Annotated in this window: 20 protein-coding genes; 7 read left to right on the forward strand and 13 right to left on the reverse strand. The window is 69.4% G+C overall.

Annotated elements, in window-relative coordinates; translation table 11 throughout:
- Positions 1-11: 11 nt before the first annotated feature.
- On the forward strand, positions 12-1,955 hold the full coding sequence (locus ACK4K7_RS12125; protein WP_431866326.1) for a SurA N-terminal domain-containing protein: 1,944 nt from the start codon (positions 12-14) through the stop codon (positions 1,953-1,955).
- Between the two features lie 106 nt (positions 1,956-2,061).
- On the forward strand, positions 2,062-2,256 hold the full coding sequence (locus ACK4K7_RS12130) for a hypothetical protein (RefSeq protein ID WP_431866328.1): 195 nt from the start codon (positions 2,062-2,064) through the stop codon (positions 2,254-2,256).
- Positions 2,257-2,262: 6 nt separating this feature from the next.
- Here the strand turns inward: ACK4K7_RS12130 and ACK4K7_RS12135 are convergent, their stop codons facing one another.
- Positions 2,263-3,162 (reverse strand): LysR family transcriptional regulator, encoded by a 900-nt coding sequence (locus ACK4K7_RS12135; protein ID WP_431866330.1) that lies wholly within the window; start codon positions 3,160-3,162, stop codon positions 2,263-2,265.
- 99 nt (positions 3,163-3,261) lie between these two features.
- On the opposite strand from ACK4K7_RS12135, the gene ACK4K7_RS12140 reads away from it, so the two are divergent.
- The 3 genes from ACK4K7_RS12140 to ACK4K7_RS12150 are packed head-to-tail and all read left to right on the forward strand — an operon-like array spanning position 3,262 to position 5,974.
- Positions 3,262-3,474 carry a hypothetical protein gene (locus ACK4K7_RS12140; RefSeq protein ID WP_431866331.1) on the forward strand — a complete coding sequence of 71 codons (213 nt, stop codon included), beginning with the start codon at positions 3,262-3,264 and terminating at the stop codon, positions 3,472-3,474.
- A gap of 2 nt (positions 3,475-3,476) precedes the next feature.
- The gene (gene phaC, locus ACK4K7_RS12145; protein ID WP_431866333.1) at positions 3,477-5,261 is read left to right on the forward strand and encodes a class I poly(R)-hydroxyalkanoic acid synthase; all 1,785 of its coding nucleotides are present in this window, start codon (positions 3,477-3,479) and stop codon (positions 5,259-5,261) included.
- Positions 5,262-5,308: 47 nt separating this feature from the next.
- Complete coding sequence (locus ACK4K7_RS12150; RefSeq protein WP_431866335.1) at positions 5,309-5,974, forward strand: Fe2+-dependent dioxygenase; 666 nt, start codon at positions 5,309-5,311, stop codon at positions 5,972-5,974.
- Between the two features lie 39 nt (positions 5,975-6,013).
- Here ACK4K7_RS12150 and folE read toward each other — a convergent pair whose 3' ends face one another.
- From folE to uvrC, 5 genes are all read right to left on the reverse strand, one after another.
- On the reverse strand, positions 6,014-6,628 hold the full coding sequence (folE, locus tag ACK4K7_RS12155; RefSeq protein WP_431866337.1) for a GTP cyclohydrolase I FolE: 615 nt from the start codon (positions 6,626-6,628) through the stop codon (positions 6,014-6,016).
- 62 nt (positions 6,629-6,690) lie between these two features.
- Positions 6,691-7,224, reverse strand: a complete 534-nt coding sequence (locus tag ACK4K7_RS12160; protein ID WP_431866338.1) for a hypothetical protein — start codon at positions 7,222-7,224, stop codon at positions 6,691-6,693.
- A 71-nt stretch (positions 7,225-7,295) separates the two neighbouring features.
- Complete coding sequence (gene apaG, locus ACK4K7_RS12165) at positions 7,296-7,691, reverse strand: Co2+/Mg2+ efflux protein ApaG (RefSeq protein WP_431866339.1); 396 nt, start codon at positions 7,689-7,691, stop codon at positions 7,296-7,298.
- Between the two features lie 32 nt (positions 7,692-7,723).
- Positions 7,724-8,476: a DNA repair protein RecO gene (gene recO, locus ACK4K7_RS12170; protein WP_431866340.1), complete on the reverse strand. Its 753-nt coding sequence runs from the start codon at positions 8,474-8,476 to the stop codon at positions 7,724-7,726.
- A 17-nt stretch (positions 8,477-8,493) separates the two neighbouring features.
- A complete protein-coding gene (uvrC, locus tag ACK4K7_RS12175; RefSeq protein WP_431866342.1) occupies positions 8,494-10,416 on the reverse strand; it encodes an excinuclease ABC subunit UvrC in 1,923 nt (640 codons plus the stop codon).
- Positions 10,417-10,684: 268 nt separating this feature from the next.
- Between uvrC and ACK4K7_RS12180 the strand changes: the two genes are divergently transcribed.
- Together ACK4K7_RS12180 and ACK4K7_RS12185 are read left to right on the forward strand one after the other, a co-directional pair.
- On the forward strand, positions 10,685-12,340 hold the full coding sequence (locus ACK4K7_RS12180) for a transglutaminase domain-containing protein (RefSeq protein ID WP_431866344.1): 1,656 nt from the start codon (positions 10,685-10,687) through the stop codon (positions 12,338-12,340).
- A gap of 37 nt (positions 12,341-12,377) precedes the next feature.
- Complete coding sequence (locus ACK4K7_RS12185) at positions 12,378-12,926, forward strand: hypothetical protein (protein WP_431866345.1); 549 nt, start codon at positions 12,378-12,380, stop codon at positions 12,924-12,926.
- Between the two features lie 2 nt (positions 12,927-12,928).
- On the opposite strand, the gene ACK4K7_RS12190 is transcribed toward ACK4K7_RS12185, so the two are convergent.
- From ACK4K7_RS12190 to ACK4K7_RS12220, 7 genes are all read right to left on the reverse strand, one after another.
- Complete coding sequence (locus tag ACK4K7_RS12190; protein WP_431866347.1) at positions 12,929-13,570, reverse strand: F0F1 ATP synthase subunit B; 642 nt, start codon at positions 13,568-13,570, stop codon at positions 12,929-12,931.
- Positions 13,563-14,054, reverse strand: a complete 492-nt coding sequence (locus ACK4K7_RS12195; protein ID WP_431866348.1) for an ATPase — start codon at positions 14,052-14,054, stop codon at positions 13,563-13,565. The genes ACK4K7_RS12190 and ACK4K7_RS12195 overlap by 8 nt, the downstream gene beginning before the upstream one ends.
- Positions 14,055-14,098: 44 nt before the next feature.
- Positions 14,099-14,326, reverse strand: a complete 228-nt coding sequence (locus tag ACK4K7_RS12200; protein WP_085217225.1) for a F0F1 ATP synthase subunit C — start codon at positions 14,324-14,326, stop codon at positions 14,099-14,101.
- A gap of 45 nt (positions 14,327-14,371) precedes the next feature.
- Positions 14,372-15,157 (reverse strand): F0F1 ATP synthase subunit A, encoded by a 786-nt coding sequence (locus ACK4K7_RS12205; RefSeq protein WP_431866350.1) that lies wholly within the window; start codon positions 15,155-15,157, stop codon positions 14,372-14,374.
- Positions 15,158-15,191: 34 nt separating this feature from the next.
- Positions 15,192-15,509: an AtpZ/AtpI family protein gene (locus ACK4K7_RS12210; protein ID WP_431866351.1), complete on the reverse strand. Its 318-nt coding sequence runs from the start codon at positions 15,507-15,509 to the stop codon at positions 15,192-15,194.
- 172 nt (positions 15,510-15,681) lie between these two features.
- Positions 15,682-16,080, reverse strand: coding sequence for a YdbL family protein (locus tag ACK4K7_RS12215; RefSeq protein WP_431866352.1), 399 nt, complete (start codon positions 16,078-16,080; stop codon positions 15,682-15,684).
- Positions 16,081-16,119: 39 nt separating this feature from the next.
- Positions 16,120-16,284 carry a YnbE family lipoprotein gene (locus ACK4K7_RS12220; RefSeq protein WP_431866455.1) on the reverse strand — a complete coding sequence of 55 codons (165 nt, stop codon included), beginning with the start codon at positions 16,282-16,284 and terminating at the stop codon, positions 16,120-16,122.
- Between the last annotated feature and the right edge of the window lie 56 nt (positions 16,285-16,340).

Here is a 16,340-nt window from a genome sequence, read left to right on the forward strand (position 1 = left end):
CGAGTTGATTGATGAGCCGCTCTTCCCGCAGTCCGCTGAAGTCCTTCGTCATGATGGGGATCCTCGGGATCGCGCTCATCGCTCTGGTGGTGACCGGCTTCGGCACCGGCGGCATGGGCGGCCTGACGCCGGGCGCGAGCGCGGAGGAACTGGCGCGGGTCGAGGGCGATCGCGTCATCGAGCCCGAAGTGGCCGATCTCGTCAACCGGCAGTTCCGCCAGGCGCAGCAGCAGCAGCCCGGGCTCGACATGGCGACCTTCCTCGACGCGGGCGCGTTCGACGAAGTGCTGCGCCAGGTGATCGCCGGCCGCGCGCTCACGTCCTTTGGCCGCGACCAGGGCCTCGCCGTCACCGACCGGATGATCGACCAGGTGATCGTGCAGATCCCGGCCTTCCGCAACTTCGCCGGCCAGTTCGACGACGCCGCCTTCCGCGAGATCCTGCGGCGCGAGAACATCACCGAGCAGCAGCTGCGCCGCGACATCGCCGACCAGCTGATGCAGCGCCAGATGCTGGCGCCGATCGGCGGCGCCGCGACCGCGCCGCAGGGCGTGGCGCTGCAGCTCGCCTCCGCCCGGCTGGAGCAGCGGCGCGGATCGATCGGCATCGTGCCGAGCGGCGCCTTCGCCGAGGGCATCGCCCCCACCGACGAGGAAGTGGCCAATCACTATCGCCAGAACCAGGCACGCTACACCGTGCCGGAGCGGCGGGTGGTGCGCTATGCGATGATCGGCCGGGAGCAGGTGGCGAACCAGACTCGCGCCACCGACCAGGAGATCGAAGCCTTTTACCGCGAGAATGCCGCCACCTATGGCGGCAGCGAGACCCGCAATCTCAGCCATGTCGTGCTCCGTGACGAAGCGGCGGCGCGCGCCTTCGCGGCGCGGCTGCGCGAAGGGATGAGCTTCCAGCAGGCGGCGCAGCAGGCGGGCTTCAGCGCCGCGGACATCGCCTTCCCGAACCAGACGCGCCAGGCGTTCGCCAACGTCACTTCGCCGGCCGTCGCCGACGCCGCCTTCTCGGCCGCCCAGGGCGCCGTGGCGGGCCCGATCCGGTCCGAACTCGGCTTCCACGTGGTGCGGGTCGACGCACTGAACCAGACGGGCGCCCGCCCGCTCGCCGCCGTGCGCGAGGAGATCCGGGAGCAGGTCGAGCAGCGCAAGCTGCAGGACGCGCTCGCCGGCCTCGTCGGGCGGGTCGAGGACCGGCTCGCCGAGGGCGCCAATTTCACCGAAGTCGCCCGCGCCGAAGGGCTCAGCATCCAGGAGACGCCGCCGATCACGGCCGGCGGCCAGGCGCCGGGCACCGCCTTCCAGCTTCCGCCCGAACTGCAGCCGCTGCTGGGCGAGGTGTTCCAGCTCGGCCAGGACGACGATTATGCGGTGCTGACGGTCGAACAGAACGAGCGCTTCGCCGCCGTGACCGTGGCGCGCGTGCTGCCCGCCGCGCCGCCGCCGCTCCAGGAAATCCAGGCCGAGGTGCGCGAGGACCTGATCCGCCGCCGCGCGTCCGAACGCGCCCGCGCGGTCGCGCAGAACATCATCGAGCGGATCAACGGCGGCGCCGCTCCGGCCGCCGCCTTCGCCGCGGCCGGCGCGCGCCTGCCGCCGCCGCAACCGGTGGAGGCGCGTCGGATCGAGCTCATCGAAGCGGGCGGGCAGGTGCCGGCTCCGATCGCGCTGATGTTCGCCATTCCCCAGGGCAATGCCCGCTTGCTCGAAGCACCGAACGGCGCCGGCTGGTTCGTGGTCCACCTCGCCGAGCGGATACCGGGCAACGCGGCCGACAATCAGGCGGCGATCCAGGCGGCGCGCCGCGAACTGAACCAGAGTGCCGGCCAGGAGCTGACCGAGCAGTTCGTCCGCGCCGTCCAGGCCCGCGCCGACGTCCGCCGCAACGACGCCGCGATCGAGCGGGCGCGCCAGCGCCTGCGCGGCAATGCGCCGGTACAATAAGGCGGCGGCCGGCGGTTCCCCGCACCCCGCGCGGTAGCCCCGCCTTAACCGACCCGCCGCTATCCCGAGGCGTCTCCGGGGGGAGAACCGAAGGAAGAACGTGCGCTTGAGCCTCAGACATGCCGCCGCGTCGCTGATCGATTCGGTCCGCGGCCGCGGCACCGCCGGATGCCCCCGCCGCCTGCTGCGCGCCACCTCTCCGCGCAGGGCGGAGTCCCCTCTCCCCGCCGAACCCGACGCGCTCGTCATCGAGCCGGTTTACGAGCCGAGCGTCTACGGCTTCGACGCCGGCCGGCGCTGACGCGCCTCAGCCGAGCTTGAACAGGTCGCGGGCGGCCTCGACCTCGTCGGTGATGAAGCGCAGCACCGCCCGGATGCGGGCGAGCTCGGCGAGATCCTGGTGGACGATCAGCCAGAGCGGGCGGGTCAGGCGGACTTCGTCGGCCAGCACCCGCACCAGCCCCGGCTGCTCGCGGGCGAGGAAGGCGGGAAGGATGCACAGCCCCGCCCCGCCCAAAGTCGCCTTGAGCTGCGCGACGAGGTTGGAGCTTTCGAGTGCGGTGGCGCCATTGGGCGCCACATGCTGGAGGAAGTCGAGTTCAGGGAAATTGAGCAGGTCGCCGATATAGGAGACGAAGCGGTGCCCCGACAAATCGGCGGTGTTCCCGATCGGCGGATGACCGGCGAGGTAGCGCGGCGCCGCATAGAGGGCGAGGTCATAGTCGATCAGCTTGGCCGCGCTCAGCCGGCCCGCCGGCGGCTTGCTGACCGAGACGACAAGGTCCGCATCGCGCTTCGACAGGCTGAACACCGACGGCGCGGCGACGAGCTGCACCGTCAAGTCCGGATAGCGGTCCTTGAGGCAGGCGACCCGCGGCGCCAGGAAGTAGGAGCCGAAGCCTTCCGGCGATCCGATCCGCACCGTCCCCTCGACGCATGCGGCGGTCCCGCCCACCGTGTCGCCCGCGCCGATCGCCAGCCGCTCCATCTCCTCCGCGATCGGCAGCAACCGCCGCCCCTGCTCCGTCAGCGTGTATCCCGTCGGGCTGCGATCGAACAATTTGGCCTTCAGCGCATGTTCGAGCGCGGCGATGCGGCGGGAGAGGGTCGTATGGTCGAGCCGCGCCCGCGCGGCGGCGAGGGTCAGGCGCCCGGTCCGTGCGATGGCGAGAAAGGAGCGCAGGTTGTTCCAGTCGAACTCGGCCAAGGGTCTGTGAACTTTCGCACGACGGTTGCGGCAAAATCCAAATGGATTTCAGGCCGCGACTATGAGAGAGGCGCCGCACACCAGCAAGAGGATTGTCTCATGACCTTCGAGGCTCAGGCGGCCGCGATCTGCGAGCACGCGGAAATTGCGTTCGACACCGCCCCGGCGCTGCCGCTGCGGGCACCCGCCAACGACCTGATGCCGGCCGACCCGGAGGCAGGCTGGGCGACGGCCAATCCCGAAAAGGCGATGCTGTTCCTGTTCGTGACCCCGCGCGACTGCACCGCGGTGGACGAGCTGCTGGCGCTCTGAGCATGATCGCGGATCTCTGGAAGCCCGCCGCCGACGCCCCCAGCCCGGAACAGTTCGCCGACGCCTGGGGCCGGGTGCTGACCGGCGCGCTCGACCTGGCCCGCGCCTCCGCGACGCGCGCGTTCGATCCGCACGTCCCCCTGCCCTACGATCCGTCCGCGCCGGCGCGCGCCTTCGCCGATTTCTTCGCTCACCTCGCCGCCAATCCGGCGCCGCTGTTCAAGGTGCAAGCGGACGCCGCCGCCGACTGGATGAAGCTGTGGTCCGCCACCGCCGCGCGTCTGGCCGGCGGCGAGGCCCGGCCGCTGATCGAGCCGGAGCGGGGCGACCGCCGCTTCAAGGATGAAGCCTGGTCCGAACAGCCGGCGTTCGATTATCTGAAGCAGGCCTATCTGCTCGCCTCCCGCCGCGCGCAGGAGGTGATCGACAATGCGGAGGGCCTGGACGAAGGCACCCGCACCCGCGTCGAATTCTTCACCCAGCAATTCCTGCAGGCGATCTCGCCCGCCAATTTCGCCTTCACCAACCCCGAAGCGATCAAGCGGGCGATCGACACCAACAGCCTCAGCCTCGTGTCCGGCCTCGCCAATCTGCTCTCCGACGCGGCCGAAGCGGGCGCGGTGCAGCGCCGCGCGGCCGACGAGTTCGAGCTGGGCGTCAACATCGCCGCCACCCCGGGCAGCGTGGTCTACCAGAACGAGCTGATGCAGCTCATCCAATATGCCCCCGTCACCGACAAGGCGTACCGCCGGCCGCTCCTCTACGTGCCGCCGCTGGTCAACAAATATTATCTGCTCGATCTCCAGCCGAAATCCTCGCTGATCCGCTGGCTGGTGGAGCAGGGCCACACCGTTTTCGTCATCTCCTGGGTCAATGCGGGTCCCGAGCTCGCCGACAAGGATATCGGCGACTATATCCGGCAGGGGCCGATCGAAGCGCTGGACGCGATCGAGCAGGCGACCGGCGAGCGGCAGGTCGACATGTTCGGCTTCTGCATGGGCGGGACGCTGATCGCCATCGCGCTCGCCTGGCTGGCCGCAAAGGGCCAGGGCGACCGGGTCGCCTCCACCACGACCATCGGCACGCTGTTCGACTTCTCCCGCCTCGGCCAGTGGGCGACCTTCTCGGAGCCGGAGCAGCTGCGCGCGATGGAGCGCCACCTCCTCCACAAGGGCTTCATGGCCGCGCAGGACCTGCAGGCGCTGTTTTCGGCGGTGCGCGCCAACGACCTCATCTGGTCCTCGGTCGTGAACCATTATCTGCTCGACCGCGAAGCGCCGCCCAGCGACATCCTCTACTGGTTCGCCGACGGCGCCCACATCCCGCGCGCCTTCCTGCTCAGCTGGGCCAAGGACATCCTCAACGGCAACAAGCTCGCCAAGGGCGGCCTTGTCGTCGACGGCGTGAAGATCGACCTCGGACGGGTGAAGACGCCGCTCACCGCCATTTCGCTCAAGGACGACCATGTGTCGGCCTGGAACGCGACCTATGACAGCGCGCGGCTGATGGGCGGCGAGGTTCGCTTCCTGCTCGGCGGATCCGGTCACAATGCCGGCGTCATCAACCCGCCGTCCGCGAACAAGCACGGCTATTGGGTGAACGACGCGCTCCCGGCGACGGCGGAGCAATGGCTGGACGGCGCCGAGCGCAAGGACGGCAGCTGGTGGCCGCACTGGCAGCACATGCTCGCCGCGGGACAGGACAAGGTCGCCGCCCGCCAGCCCGGCACCGGCAAGCTGAAGGCGATCGAGCCCGCGCCGGGCTCCTACGTCCGCAGCCGCGCCTAGACGGCCCGGCTTGCCGGGAGGCAAGCGGGGCCGCTACACGCCGTTCCATGTTCAGGGAAATTCCGGATCTCCTCGGCCGAAGCGAGGTGGAGCGGCTGCGCGCGATCGCGGCGCGGGCGCAGTTCGTCGACGGGCGGATCAGCAATCCGCATTCGACGGTGAAGAACAACCTCCAGCTCAACGACGCCGGCGCCTATCAGCAAAGCTCGCAGATCGTCCTCGACGCGATGGCCGCGCATGAGGATTTCCAGAATTTCGCCTTTCCCGTCGCGATCGCGCCGCCGCTGATGACCCGCTACACGGCGGGCATGCGCTACGGCGCCCATCACGACATGGCCTATATCCGCGGCCCGCAGGGCCTGGTCCGCTCCGATCTCAGCTGCACCGTGTTTCTCGGCGATCCGGACAGCTACGAGGGGGGAGCGCTGCGCGTCACGCTCGGCAGCGCCGAGCTGCGGTTCAAGGGCAAGCCGGGCAGCGCGATCGTCTACCCGTCCGACACGCTCCACGAGGTGGAGGAGGTGACATCGGGCGAGCGCTGGGTCGCGATCACCTTCATGCAGAGCCGGATCAAGGACCCCTGGCGGCGTGCGATGCTCTATGAGCTGAACGAGGTGGCGGCGCTGGAGGGCCTCAAGATGGACCCGGCCAATTATGCCCGGCTTCAGCTCGTCCAGCAGAACCTGCTGCGCTATTGGGGCGACCAGCCTTAGGGGGTTGAGGGGCGGCCTTCGACTAACCCGCCATCCCCCTCACCGACCCATCAGTGCCAGCACCTCGCGCCGGCTGCGCTCGTCGGAGCGGAAGACGCCCATCATCCGGCTGGTGGTCATCATCACGCCGGGTGTGTTGACGCCGCGCGCGGTCATGCAGGCATGGCTCGCCTCGATCACCACCGCCACGCCCTTGGGCTCCAGATGCTCCCAGATGCAGTCGGCGACCTGGGCGGTGAGCCGTTCCTGCACCTGCAGGCGCCGCGCGAAGCCGTGCAGCACGCGGGCGAGCTTGGAGATGCCGACCACCCGGTCGCGGGGCAGATAGGCAATCGACGCCTTGCCGATGATCGGCGCCATATGATGTTCGCAATGCGACTGGAAGGGGATGTCCTTCAGCAGCACGATCTCGTCATATCCGCCCACCTCGTCGAAGGTGCGGCTGAGATGATGCGCCGGATCCTCTTCATAGCCCCTGGCATATTCGCGCCAGGCGCGGGCGACCCTGAGCGGCGTGTCGGCAAGGCCCTCGCGGCCGGGATCGTCGCCGGCCCAGCGGATCAGGGTCCGTACCGCTTCCGCGACCTCGTCCGGCACCGGGACCTTGGGCGCGCCGCGCACCAGATCGCCGTCTTCGGGCTCGCTTCCCGTCACTTCCACCCCTCCATCGCAGGCCGAAGCGGTGCCCTACCAGCGGCGGCCGGCGAGGGAAACCGTCAGATCGGCGTGGCGTTGCGGCGCCAGCGGCCGCGGCCGGCGGGATCGGCGTCGGGGCCGGAGTCGCTGTCGCTCGCTTCCTCGTCCTCACCCTCCTCGCTTGAGCCGCGTCCGCGTCCCACGGGATCGGCGAGCGGGCCGGAGTCGCTGTCCGAAGTGCCGCCGCCGCCGCTTCCGCGCCCGCCCCCCGCCGGATCGGCGTCGGGGCCGCTGTCGCTGTCGGTCACTCCGCCCTCGCCCCGCTCGGCGGCGCGGCCGCAGCCCCGCGCGTCCGTTGGATCGCTGTCGGTCGTCCCGCTGCCGCGGCCGATCCCGGCGCGGTCGCTGTTCGGCCCCTGATCGGTGTCGGTGCAGCCCTTTTTCGGCCGGCGCGGGCCGAGGCCACGCCCCGCGCCCATCGGATCGGAAGGATCGGAATCGGACAGGCCGGTGGTCGCGCAGCCGGTCAGCGCCATCGCGCCGCCGCTCAGCACCACGCCGCCGGCCACCCTCGCCAGGAAGGAGCGCCTGCTCAAGCTCCGCTTCGGCTTCATCTACGCTCCCCCTTTACAGCACCCTCGCAGGTCACCCGCTTTGCGCGAGTCGCGCAAGCGCTTTCATGTTCTCAGCCGGCGGCCGGCGCCACCAGCGGAAAGCGGGGGATCGCCACCGGAAAGACGGAGCCGTCGGCGCCCACCATATGGTAGCGCCCCTCCATATGGCCCGTGGGCGTGGTGAGCGGACAGCCCGACACATAGTCGAAAGCCCCGCCCGGCTCGATCACCGGCTGTTCGCCGACGACGCCTTCGCCCTGCACCTCGTGGGAAGCGCCGCGCCCGTCGCTGATCACCCATTCCCGGCTGACGAGCTGCACCGCCTTGGCGCCGCCATTCTCGATCCGGATATGATAGGCCCAGAACCAGCGCCCCTTACCCGGCTCCGACTGTTCGGGAAGATAGGAGACCGACACGCGGACGGTGATGTCGCGCGTCGTCGCGCTGTGGGGGAAGAAGCCTTTCACGACACGCTTCCTCTATTGCTCCGGCCCGCGCGTCAACGGCCGCCTGCATCCGGGCCTTCAATCCGTTTCAGCCGCTCGACCAGCCGTTCGCGGGCGGCGAAGACTTCGGCCAGCCGCGCGATCGGCAGGTCGCGGGCCAGGAAGTGACCGGTGAGGCGCAGCCCGTCGATGACCTCGCCCCAGTCGCGCGCGACGCCCCCCGCCAGCAGATAAGGCGGCAGAGGCAGCAGCCGGTCGCGATAGGCCCCCGCCCCTTCCCCGCTCACCGCCCGCCCGCTCTTCGGGCTCACGAAGGCAAGATCGGTTCGCGCGCCGGTCGCCGCGCATTCGGACAAATCGAGCCCGAAGCCGAGTTCGGAGAGAAGCAAAAGCTCGTAGCGGACCAGCGCCGCACTCCAGCCGCGCGCGCTCGGCGCCGCCTCGATCGCCGAGAGGAGGCCGTCCAGCGCTTCGAACAGGCGGGGATAAGGCTGCGCCTCCGGCAAGGCGGCGGCGGTCAGCGCGCAGGCCCAGTCGAGGCCGGCCGCGGCCAGCGGCTCGGTCATCAGCGGCGCGCGGCTGTGGACGAGCTCCACCGAGGCCTGCGGCAGCTGTTCCTCGGTGCGCGCGCGGAATTCGGCGACGACGAGGTTGCCGGGCACCAACACCGGCCGCAGCCGGCGCGAGCGGCCGCCGCGCACGAAACCCGGGCGGAGCCCCTCGTGGGGCGTCAGCGCGCGCAGGATCGCGCCATGCTCGCCATGGGCCCGCACCGCGCAGACGATCGCCCGTGTCTCCAGCCGCATCGGGGAACGTTAGACGCTCACCCGCGGGGATGGAAATAATCGTAGATCCCCCGCGCCATCGCCTTCGAGATGCCGGGCACCTTTTCCAGGTCCTCCAGCGCTGCTCCCTTGACGGCGCGGCCCGTTCCGAAATGCATCAACAAGGCGCGCTTGCGGGCGGGGCCGATGCCGGGCACGTCGTCGAGCGGGCTCGCCGCCATGCTCTTCGCGCGCTTCTGGCGGTGGGCGCCGATCGCGAAGCGGTGCGCCTCGTCCCGTAGCCGCTGGAGGTAGAAGAGGACGGGCGAATTGGTCGGCAGCGTCAGCTCGCGTCCGCCAGGAAGGTGCATCACTTCGCGCCCGGCGTTGCGGTCCGGCCCCTTCGAGATGCCGACCACCGGCACGTCGTGGATGCCGGCGCATTCGAGCGTCTCGAGAACGGCATTGAGCTGCCCCTTGCCGCCGTCGATCAGGAGAAGGTCGGGCCAGTCGCCGCGCGACCGGTCCGGATCCTCCTTCTCCAGGCGGGCGAAGCGGCGCGACAGCACTTCGCGCATCATCGCGAAATCGTCGCCGGGCGCGGTCTCCGGCCGCTTGATGTTGAACTTCCTGTAGGCGTTCTTGCGGAAGCCCTCCGGCCCGGCGACGATCATCGCGCCGACCGCGTTCGTCCCCATCACATGGCTGTTGTCATAGACTTCGATCCGCTGCGGCGGCTCGGCCAGCTCGAACATCTCGGCGATGGCGCGCAGCGCCTTGGCCTGGGTGCCGGTCTCGGCGAGGCGGCGTTCGAGCGCCTCCTCGGCATTGCGGGTCGCCTGGCGCACCAGCCGCGCCTGATCACCACGCTGCGGTCGCTTGAGCTGCACCTTGCGGCCTGCCCGTTCCGACAGCGCCTCGCACAGCAGGTCCGCCTCCGGCACGTCGCGGTCGATCAGCACCAGCCGCGGCGGCGGCACCTCTTCGTAGAATTGCATCAGGAAGGCGGTCATCACTTCCTCTTCCGGCACGTCGGCGGTGTGCGCCGGGAAGAAGCTGCGATGCCCCCAATTGCTGCCGCCGCGGATGAAGAAGGCCTGGATCGAGATCGTCCCGCCTTTCGCGGCCAGCGCGAAGATGTCGGCATCGCCCACGCCTTCCGCGGCGATGGTCTGCGTACCCTGGATGAAAGTCAGCGCGCGAAGCCGGTCGCGGTAGACGGCGGCGAGCTCGAAATCCATCGCGTCCGACGCGGCCTGCATGGAAACCGCCAACTTCTGCTGCACCCGCGTCGACTTGCCGGCCAGATAGTCCTTCGCGTCCTGCACCAGCTCGGCATAATCTTCTTCCGATATCCGCCCGACGCAGGGCGCGCTGCAGCGGCGGATCTGGTGGAGCAGGCAGGGGCGCTTGCGCGTGGCGAGGAAGCTGTCGGTGCAACTTCTCAGCAGGAACAGCTTCTGCAGCGCGTTCAGCGTCCGCGTCACCGATCCGGCGCTGGCGAAGGGGCCGTAATATTGCCCCTTGTGGCGCCGCGCGCCGCGATGCTTGCGGATCTGCGGAAAGCCGTGATCCTCGCGCAGCAGGATGAAGGGGAAGCTTTTGTCGTCCCGCAGCAGCACGTTGTAGGGTGGGCGGAAGCGCTTGATGAGCTGCGCCTCCAGCAGCAGCGCCTCGGCTTCGGTATTCGTGGTGACGATCGTCATGTCGCGGGTCTGGGCGACCATCCGCTGCAGCCGCTTGGTGAGCCGCGCGACTTGGGTATAGTTCGACACCCGGTTCTTCAGCGCCCGCGCCTTGCCGACATATAGGACCTCGCCGCGCGCATCGACCATGCGGTAGACGCCCGGCCGCACCGGCAGCGTCTTCACCACGCGCCGGATCGCGGCGACTCCCGCCTCGAGATCGGGCTGGTCGCTGCCGCGCACCGTGTAGGCGGATTTTTCCTCGCTGAAGCGGTCGGACGAAGTGGGATCGTTCACGCCCCGCCATTTAGGGCGCCCCGTCCCCCGACGCCACCCTCGCGGCAGGGGGTGCGAACGATGGTTCACGCAAAGCCGCGAAGGACCGCGGAGAAGGAGACAGGCGGCGCAGCCACCTTCACCGAGGGTCGCTTCCACCGAAGCCTGTGCGCCCTTCGCGCATCTTTGCGTCTTTGCGTGAAATATAACGAGGGCCGTACGACCCGCAGTTCACCAAACCATCCGCTCGGCCGATCCGACGCTGGGCGCGACCGGGGCCGGTCTGCTGATGCTGGCGCCCGACCCCTTTCCCGGCCGCTTCCGCTTCGGCTTGAGCTGGGACGAGGGTCACGAGCCGATCGTGCGTGCCACCCCCGACATCGCCGACGCGGCCGAGCGGCAGCAGCGGGCGATCACCTTCCGCTTCGACGATCCACCGACGCTGGTCCCGCCGGCCGACGCGCCGGCGCGGTTCCGCTGGCAGCGCGTCGTCGAATATAGCGACTTCGCGGATTGGAAAGCGATCTCGCGCCACTTCGCGCCGCTCTACGTCACGGCCGCCGCGCCCGGCGCCGGATCGACGCTGAAGAGCGAGATCGACCGCATCGCGGCCGCGCATGCCGATCCTCTGGCGCGGGCAAAGGCCGCGCTCCGGCTGGTCCAGCAGGAGGTGCGCTACATCTATGTCGGCCTGGACGGGGGCAACCTAATGCCGGCGTCTGCGGACGAGACCTGGCAGCGCCGCTACGGCGACTGCAAGGGCAAGACGGCGTTGCTGCTGGCGCTGCTCGCCGGGCTCGGCATCCAGGCCGAAGCGGTGCTCGCCAACAATGCCGGTGCCGACGACGGGCTGGACGAGCGGCTGCCCAATCCGGGCCTATTCGATCACGTGCTCGTGCGGGCGAAGATCGGCGGCAAGACCTACTGGCTCGACGGCACGTTGCCGCCGGTCGCCGGCCCGGATCAGGCCCCGGTCTTCCCCTATCGCTGGGTCCTGCCGCTGTCCGCGGCCGGAAGCACGATCGAGCGGGTGGCGTGGACGGCTCCCGTCACGCCCGACGAACTGGAGCTGATCGAGATCGACGCGCGCGCCGGCTTCGACGAGCCCGCCCGGGTCACCACCACCTCCATCAAGCGCGGACTTCCCGCGCTCGAGATGCAGTCTCAAATGTCGGCACTGACGCCGAACCAGCTGGTCAGCCTGTTCCGCCAGCATATGGTCGGCTCGACCTGGCAGACGGTCGATGATGTCCGCTGGCGCTATGACGAAGCCGCCCGCGCGGGCGTGCTCACCATCACGGGGACCTGGACGGTCGATTGGGACAGCGGGTCGAACGGCAGCCGCTGGCTCTCTTTACCCGGCGGCGGGTTCTCGCCACCCGAGCGCCGGGTGCGGCCGGCCGAGCAGAACCAGGACCTGCCCTACTACTCGGCGCCGGGCTATTCCTGCAACGTGACGACGGTTCGGCTCCCGGAGGAGACGCGACCCACGCAATGGTCGTTCAACAGCAGCATCGACACGCTGATCTTCGGGCGTAACTATTATCGCGCGTTCGGCATGAGGGACGGCGCGATCCGGATGGCGCGCGGGTCGCGCGTCACCCAGCCGGAGATCGACGCGGCGACAGCACGGCGCGCCAACGGGCGGATCGCCAATTTCGACAACAGCATGGCCAGGATTGGATACAGTCCGACGGGCGGAAGCCTTGCCGCGCGCTTCAGCGGCAACGTCCCCACCACCTCGGAGATCGACTGGACCGCGGACCGGGTGCCCTGCCTGCCGCCCGACGAGCTGGGGAAGGTTGACGCCGGGCGGCGGACGGCGCGCCGAGCGCGCGTCTGCACTGTTTCTGCTGGTAAGTTTCACCACAAGCGCACGCGGCGCTCACCACGGTCGCACCCAGCCCCTGTAGACCCCCTGCATCGGCCGCGCTGGTCGATGTAGGATGTCGGCCAAGCCGACCGTTCAAGGAGTTAGGGAAATGGTGCATGCCTTCGCCGATCGGCCGCAGCGGGTGCGGTCGTTCGCCTGGATCGCCGCCGCGGCGCTGATCCTGGTTCCGCTGTTCGCCATGAAGATTGCCGATCCGGCCGCCTGGGAACTCGCCGACCTGCCCTTCGCCTTCATCATGATCGCCGCCGTGGGCCTGGCCTTCGAGCTCGCGCTCAGGGTCCCGGCGCGCTTCGCCTATCGCTTCGGAGCGGCGATCGCGCTCGGAACGGCGTTCCTGCTGATCTGGGGGAATCTGGCGGTCGGCTTCGCGGGATCGGAGGAGAACAGGATCAACATCATCTTCTTCGCGGTCCCGGCACTGGCGCTTGCTGGCGGACTGCTCGGCGGCTTTCGCCCGGGCGGCCTTGCCGCCGCGATGGCGGGCGCGGCGACGGCCCAGTTACTCGCCGGCCTGATCGCCCTCGCTTACGGCTACTTCACTGGCCCCCTGACCGTCGCCTTCACCGGCCTGTGGCTCGCCTCATCCCTGACCTTCCTCCGGGCGCGGACGGCGACGGCGGCGAGGAACGAGGGGTAGACCTAGTGGGCGCGGCCAAGCCCCGCGATCGCCTGGTCCACCATCGCCCGATCCGCGCCGGCGTCGTGCCGCTCGCGGATCAGGCGCTCCGCCGCTGCTGCTGCGGCGGCGGCGGCCTGGGCGCGGACCTGGTCGAGGGCGGCGCGTTCGGCGGCGGCGATCTTGTCCTCGGCGATGCGGCCGCGGCGCTCGACCAAGGCGGCGGCGTCGGTCTCGGCCTGGCGGAGGATAGAATCGGCCTCGCTGCGGGCGCGCTCGATCATCGCTTCGGCCTCGGCGCCGGCGGCGGCGGCCTTGGCTTCATATTCGGCCTTCAGCGCCTCGGCATCGGCGCGAAGGCGAGCGGCCTCGTCCAGCTGCTCGCGGATCGCGGCGATCTTCTTGTCGAGCGCGCGGCCGATCGCGGCCGGCACCTTCTTCCAGAGGAGGATGCCGATCACCACCAGCATCGACAGCGCGACCCAGGCTGTGGCGTTGAGGCCCAGCGCGGTCGGATCGGCATGATGCTCGCCCGGCGGCACGTCGGCCTGGGCGGCGGTGGTGGCGTGGGTGCCGGTTTCCGGCAGGCCCATTTCCCGGTGCGGATCGGTGAGGTTATGGGTCACCAGAGCCGTATTGGGATCGATCGTCCGGACGTCAGCCATGGAGCGCGGCCTTCACTGCCTGGGCGGCCTCGTCGCGCGACACCGCCGCGCCCGAAAGCTTGGCCACCATGTCCTGCGCGGCGTCGGCCGCCACGTCTTCGATTTCGGCAAGGGCCGCGTCGGTCGCGGCGCGGATTCGCGCCTCGGCCGACGCGATCCGTTCGCCGATCGCCGCGTCGGCGGCGGCGAGCTTGCGCGCATTTTCCTCTGCGGCGGCGTCCTTGGCGGCCTGGGTCACCTTCAGCGCCTCGGCCCGGTTCGCTTCGGTCCGGGCACGGTAAGCTTCCTCGGTCCGGTCGGCTTCGGCGCGTGCGCGCTCCGCCTCGGCGAGGTCCTCGGATATGCGCCGGTCGCGCGCGTCCACGGTCGCTTCGATCTTCGGGAGCATGCCACGGCCGATCGCAAAATAGATGAGGCCGAAGACGATGAAGAGCCAGAAGAATTGCGACGCGTAGGTCGATGCGATCTGGGCTATCTGAGGCATAAGCTTACCGCCCGTCCTTGATACGCTGTGTCAGGAAAGGTGCGTCAGGCGACGAACAGCAGGATCATCGCGACGACGAACGCCAGCAGGCCGAGAAGCTCGGCGGCGGCGAAGCCGATGAACAGGCGGCCCTGCTGGCCGTCGGCGGCGGCGGGGTTGCGCAGCGCGCTCTCAAGGAACGAGCCGAACACGTTGCCGACGCCCAGCGCGGCCATGCCGACGCCGATCGCGGCGAGACCGGCACCCAACAGCTTAGCGGCTTCTGCGTCCATGATGTAACTCCTTTGTGTAAAACTTTGAAAAGGTTGGTGGGAAACTCAGTGAAGATTGACCGCGTCGTTGAGGTAGAGCGAGGTCAGAAGCGCGAACACATAAGCCTGGATGGCGGCGACCAGCAGCTCCAGCGCGCTGATGCCGATCATCAGGATGAAGCTCGGCAGCGCGACGACCGGCGCCACCCACAGAGCCTCGGCATTGGTGCCGTTGATGACGAAGCCGGCCAGCACCTTGAGGAGGATGTGCCCCGCCGTCATCGCCACGAACAGACGCAGCGCGAGGCTGAACGGGCGGACCATGAAGGACACGAATTCGACCGGGATCAGGATCGGCAGCATCCACCAGGGCGCGCCGTGCGGCACGAACAGCGAGAAGAAGTGGAAGCCGTGGCGCAGGAAGCCGACCGCGAGCACGATGCCGAAGCTGACGATCGCCAGCACGCCGGTGATGGTGAGGTGGCTCGTCACGGTGAAGGGGTGAAGGCCGACGATCCCGAACGGCATCAGGCCGAGCAGGTTCGCGATCAGGATGAACATGAACAGCGAGAAGACGTAAGGGGTGAACCTGCGCCCCTCCGGCCCGATATTGGTCGTCATCATCGACGAGATGAAGCCGGTCACGCCCTCCACCGCCGCCTGCCAGCGGCCGGGGACGAGCTGGCGCTTCATCCCGCCCAGCATGAACAGCCACAGCACGCCCAGCGTCACCAGCATCCACAAAGCGGAGTTGGTGAAGGCGATCGGCTGCCCGCCGATCGTGAACAGGTCTGCGAAACTGTGCACCTCGAACTGGTGCATCGGGTCGATTCTGCCCTCTTCGGTGGCCACGCGTCTGTCCCGTTTGATAGCCGAACGCCCGGGGTTAATCCGGGCGCTTGCTTGAAATCTTGACGATATTCCAGAACCCGGCCGCCATTCCGAGGAACAGCAGCACGAGCAGGAGCCAGGGCGCCGTGCCGAACCAGCGGTCGAGGACCCAGCCGATCAGCGCGCCGCCTGCCGGACCCCCGATCAGATAGGAGATCACCTGATTGCCGAGTCGATAATTGGCATCGACCGGCTTTCGCGACCGTCCCGTCCGCGCGGCCTCCTGATCCTCGGCCTGACGTAGCCGCTCTTCGAGCGATGTCAGGCGCCGATCCTGAGATGCGGGGTCCTGCCGGGATCCGTCTTCCGCCATGTCTTCAGCCCATGTGAGAGGCCCGCCGGGACGAGGTCTCAAGAGGGCGTGGGACATGCCGGCGAACCGACCCGCCAAGGCGCCGCCCCTTTAGGAAGGGGTGGGGACCAAGTCAACAGCCGCAAATCCCCGGCAGGGCGGAGAAGTCAGCCGCCGGGCGCGCCCGTCCGGCTCAGCTGCACCAGGCGGGGCGCGGCACCGGCTCGTTGCCGTTGCGCTGGCGCCAGACGCCGTCGGGCAGGCGGTAATATTGGCCGGGGCCGACGCGGCTGGCGAAGATTTCGCAGGCGGTGGCGGCGGCCACTTCCTCGATGGTGGCGCGGCGCTGGGCGGCGAGTTCGGTGTAGAGCGCGCGGCGCCGGATGTTGACCGAATCGACCTGCGCGCGCGTCTGGGCGGAGGCGTTGCCGACCACGCCCATATAGCCGTCCGCCTGCTCGCCGGCCTGCCCGGCCTGGCGGAGCGCCGCGGCGGCGTCCTGCTGCATGGCGACGGCGGCCCCGCCGGCCGCCAGCACCAGCGCCGCCGTCCCCAGCGCCAGCGCGATCCCGTATGTCATCCCCCTGGTCATCTTACGTTCCCTCCAAAATCGTTCCGCCCGGCGGCGGCGTCAGAAGACGCCCGGCTGCCGCTGGATGAGGTCGCGCACGTCCTGCTGGAGCCGCACCACCACTTCCTGGCGGATATTGATGTTGAGGTTGATCTCGATCGGCCGCTCCGGCGCGCTCACCTGCACGCACCCCGCGAGGAGAAGCAGGGCGGCGAGCAGGGCCAGGCCCCGAAGGCCCGCGCCGGCGGGCGCGCGGCCCGCATCAAGACTAGCTCTCGTCA

The sequence above is a fragment of the Allosphingosinicella sp. genome (assembly GCF_046295735.1).
In the GTDB taxonomy this organism is placed as follows: domain Bacteria; phylum Pseudomonadota; class Alphaproteobacteria; order Sphingomonadales; family Sphingomonadaceae; genus Allosphingosinicella.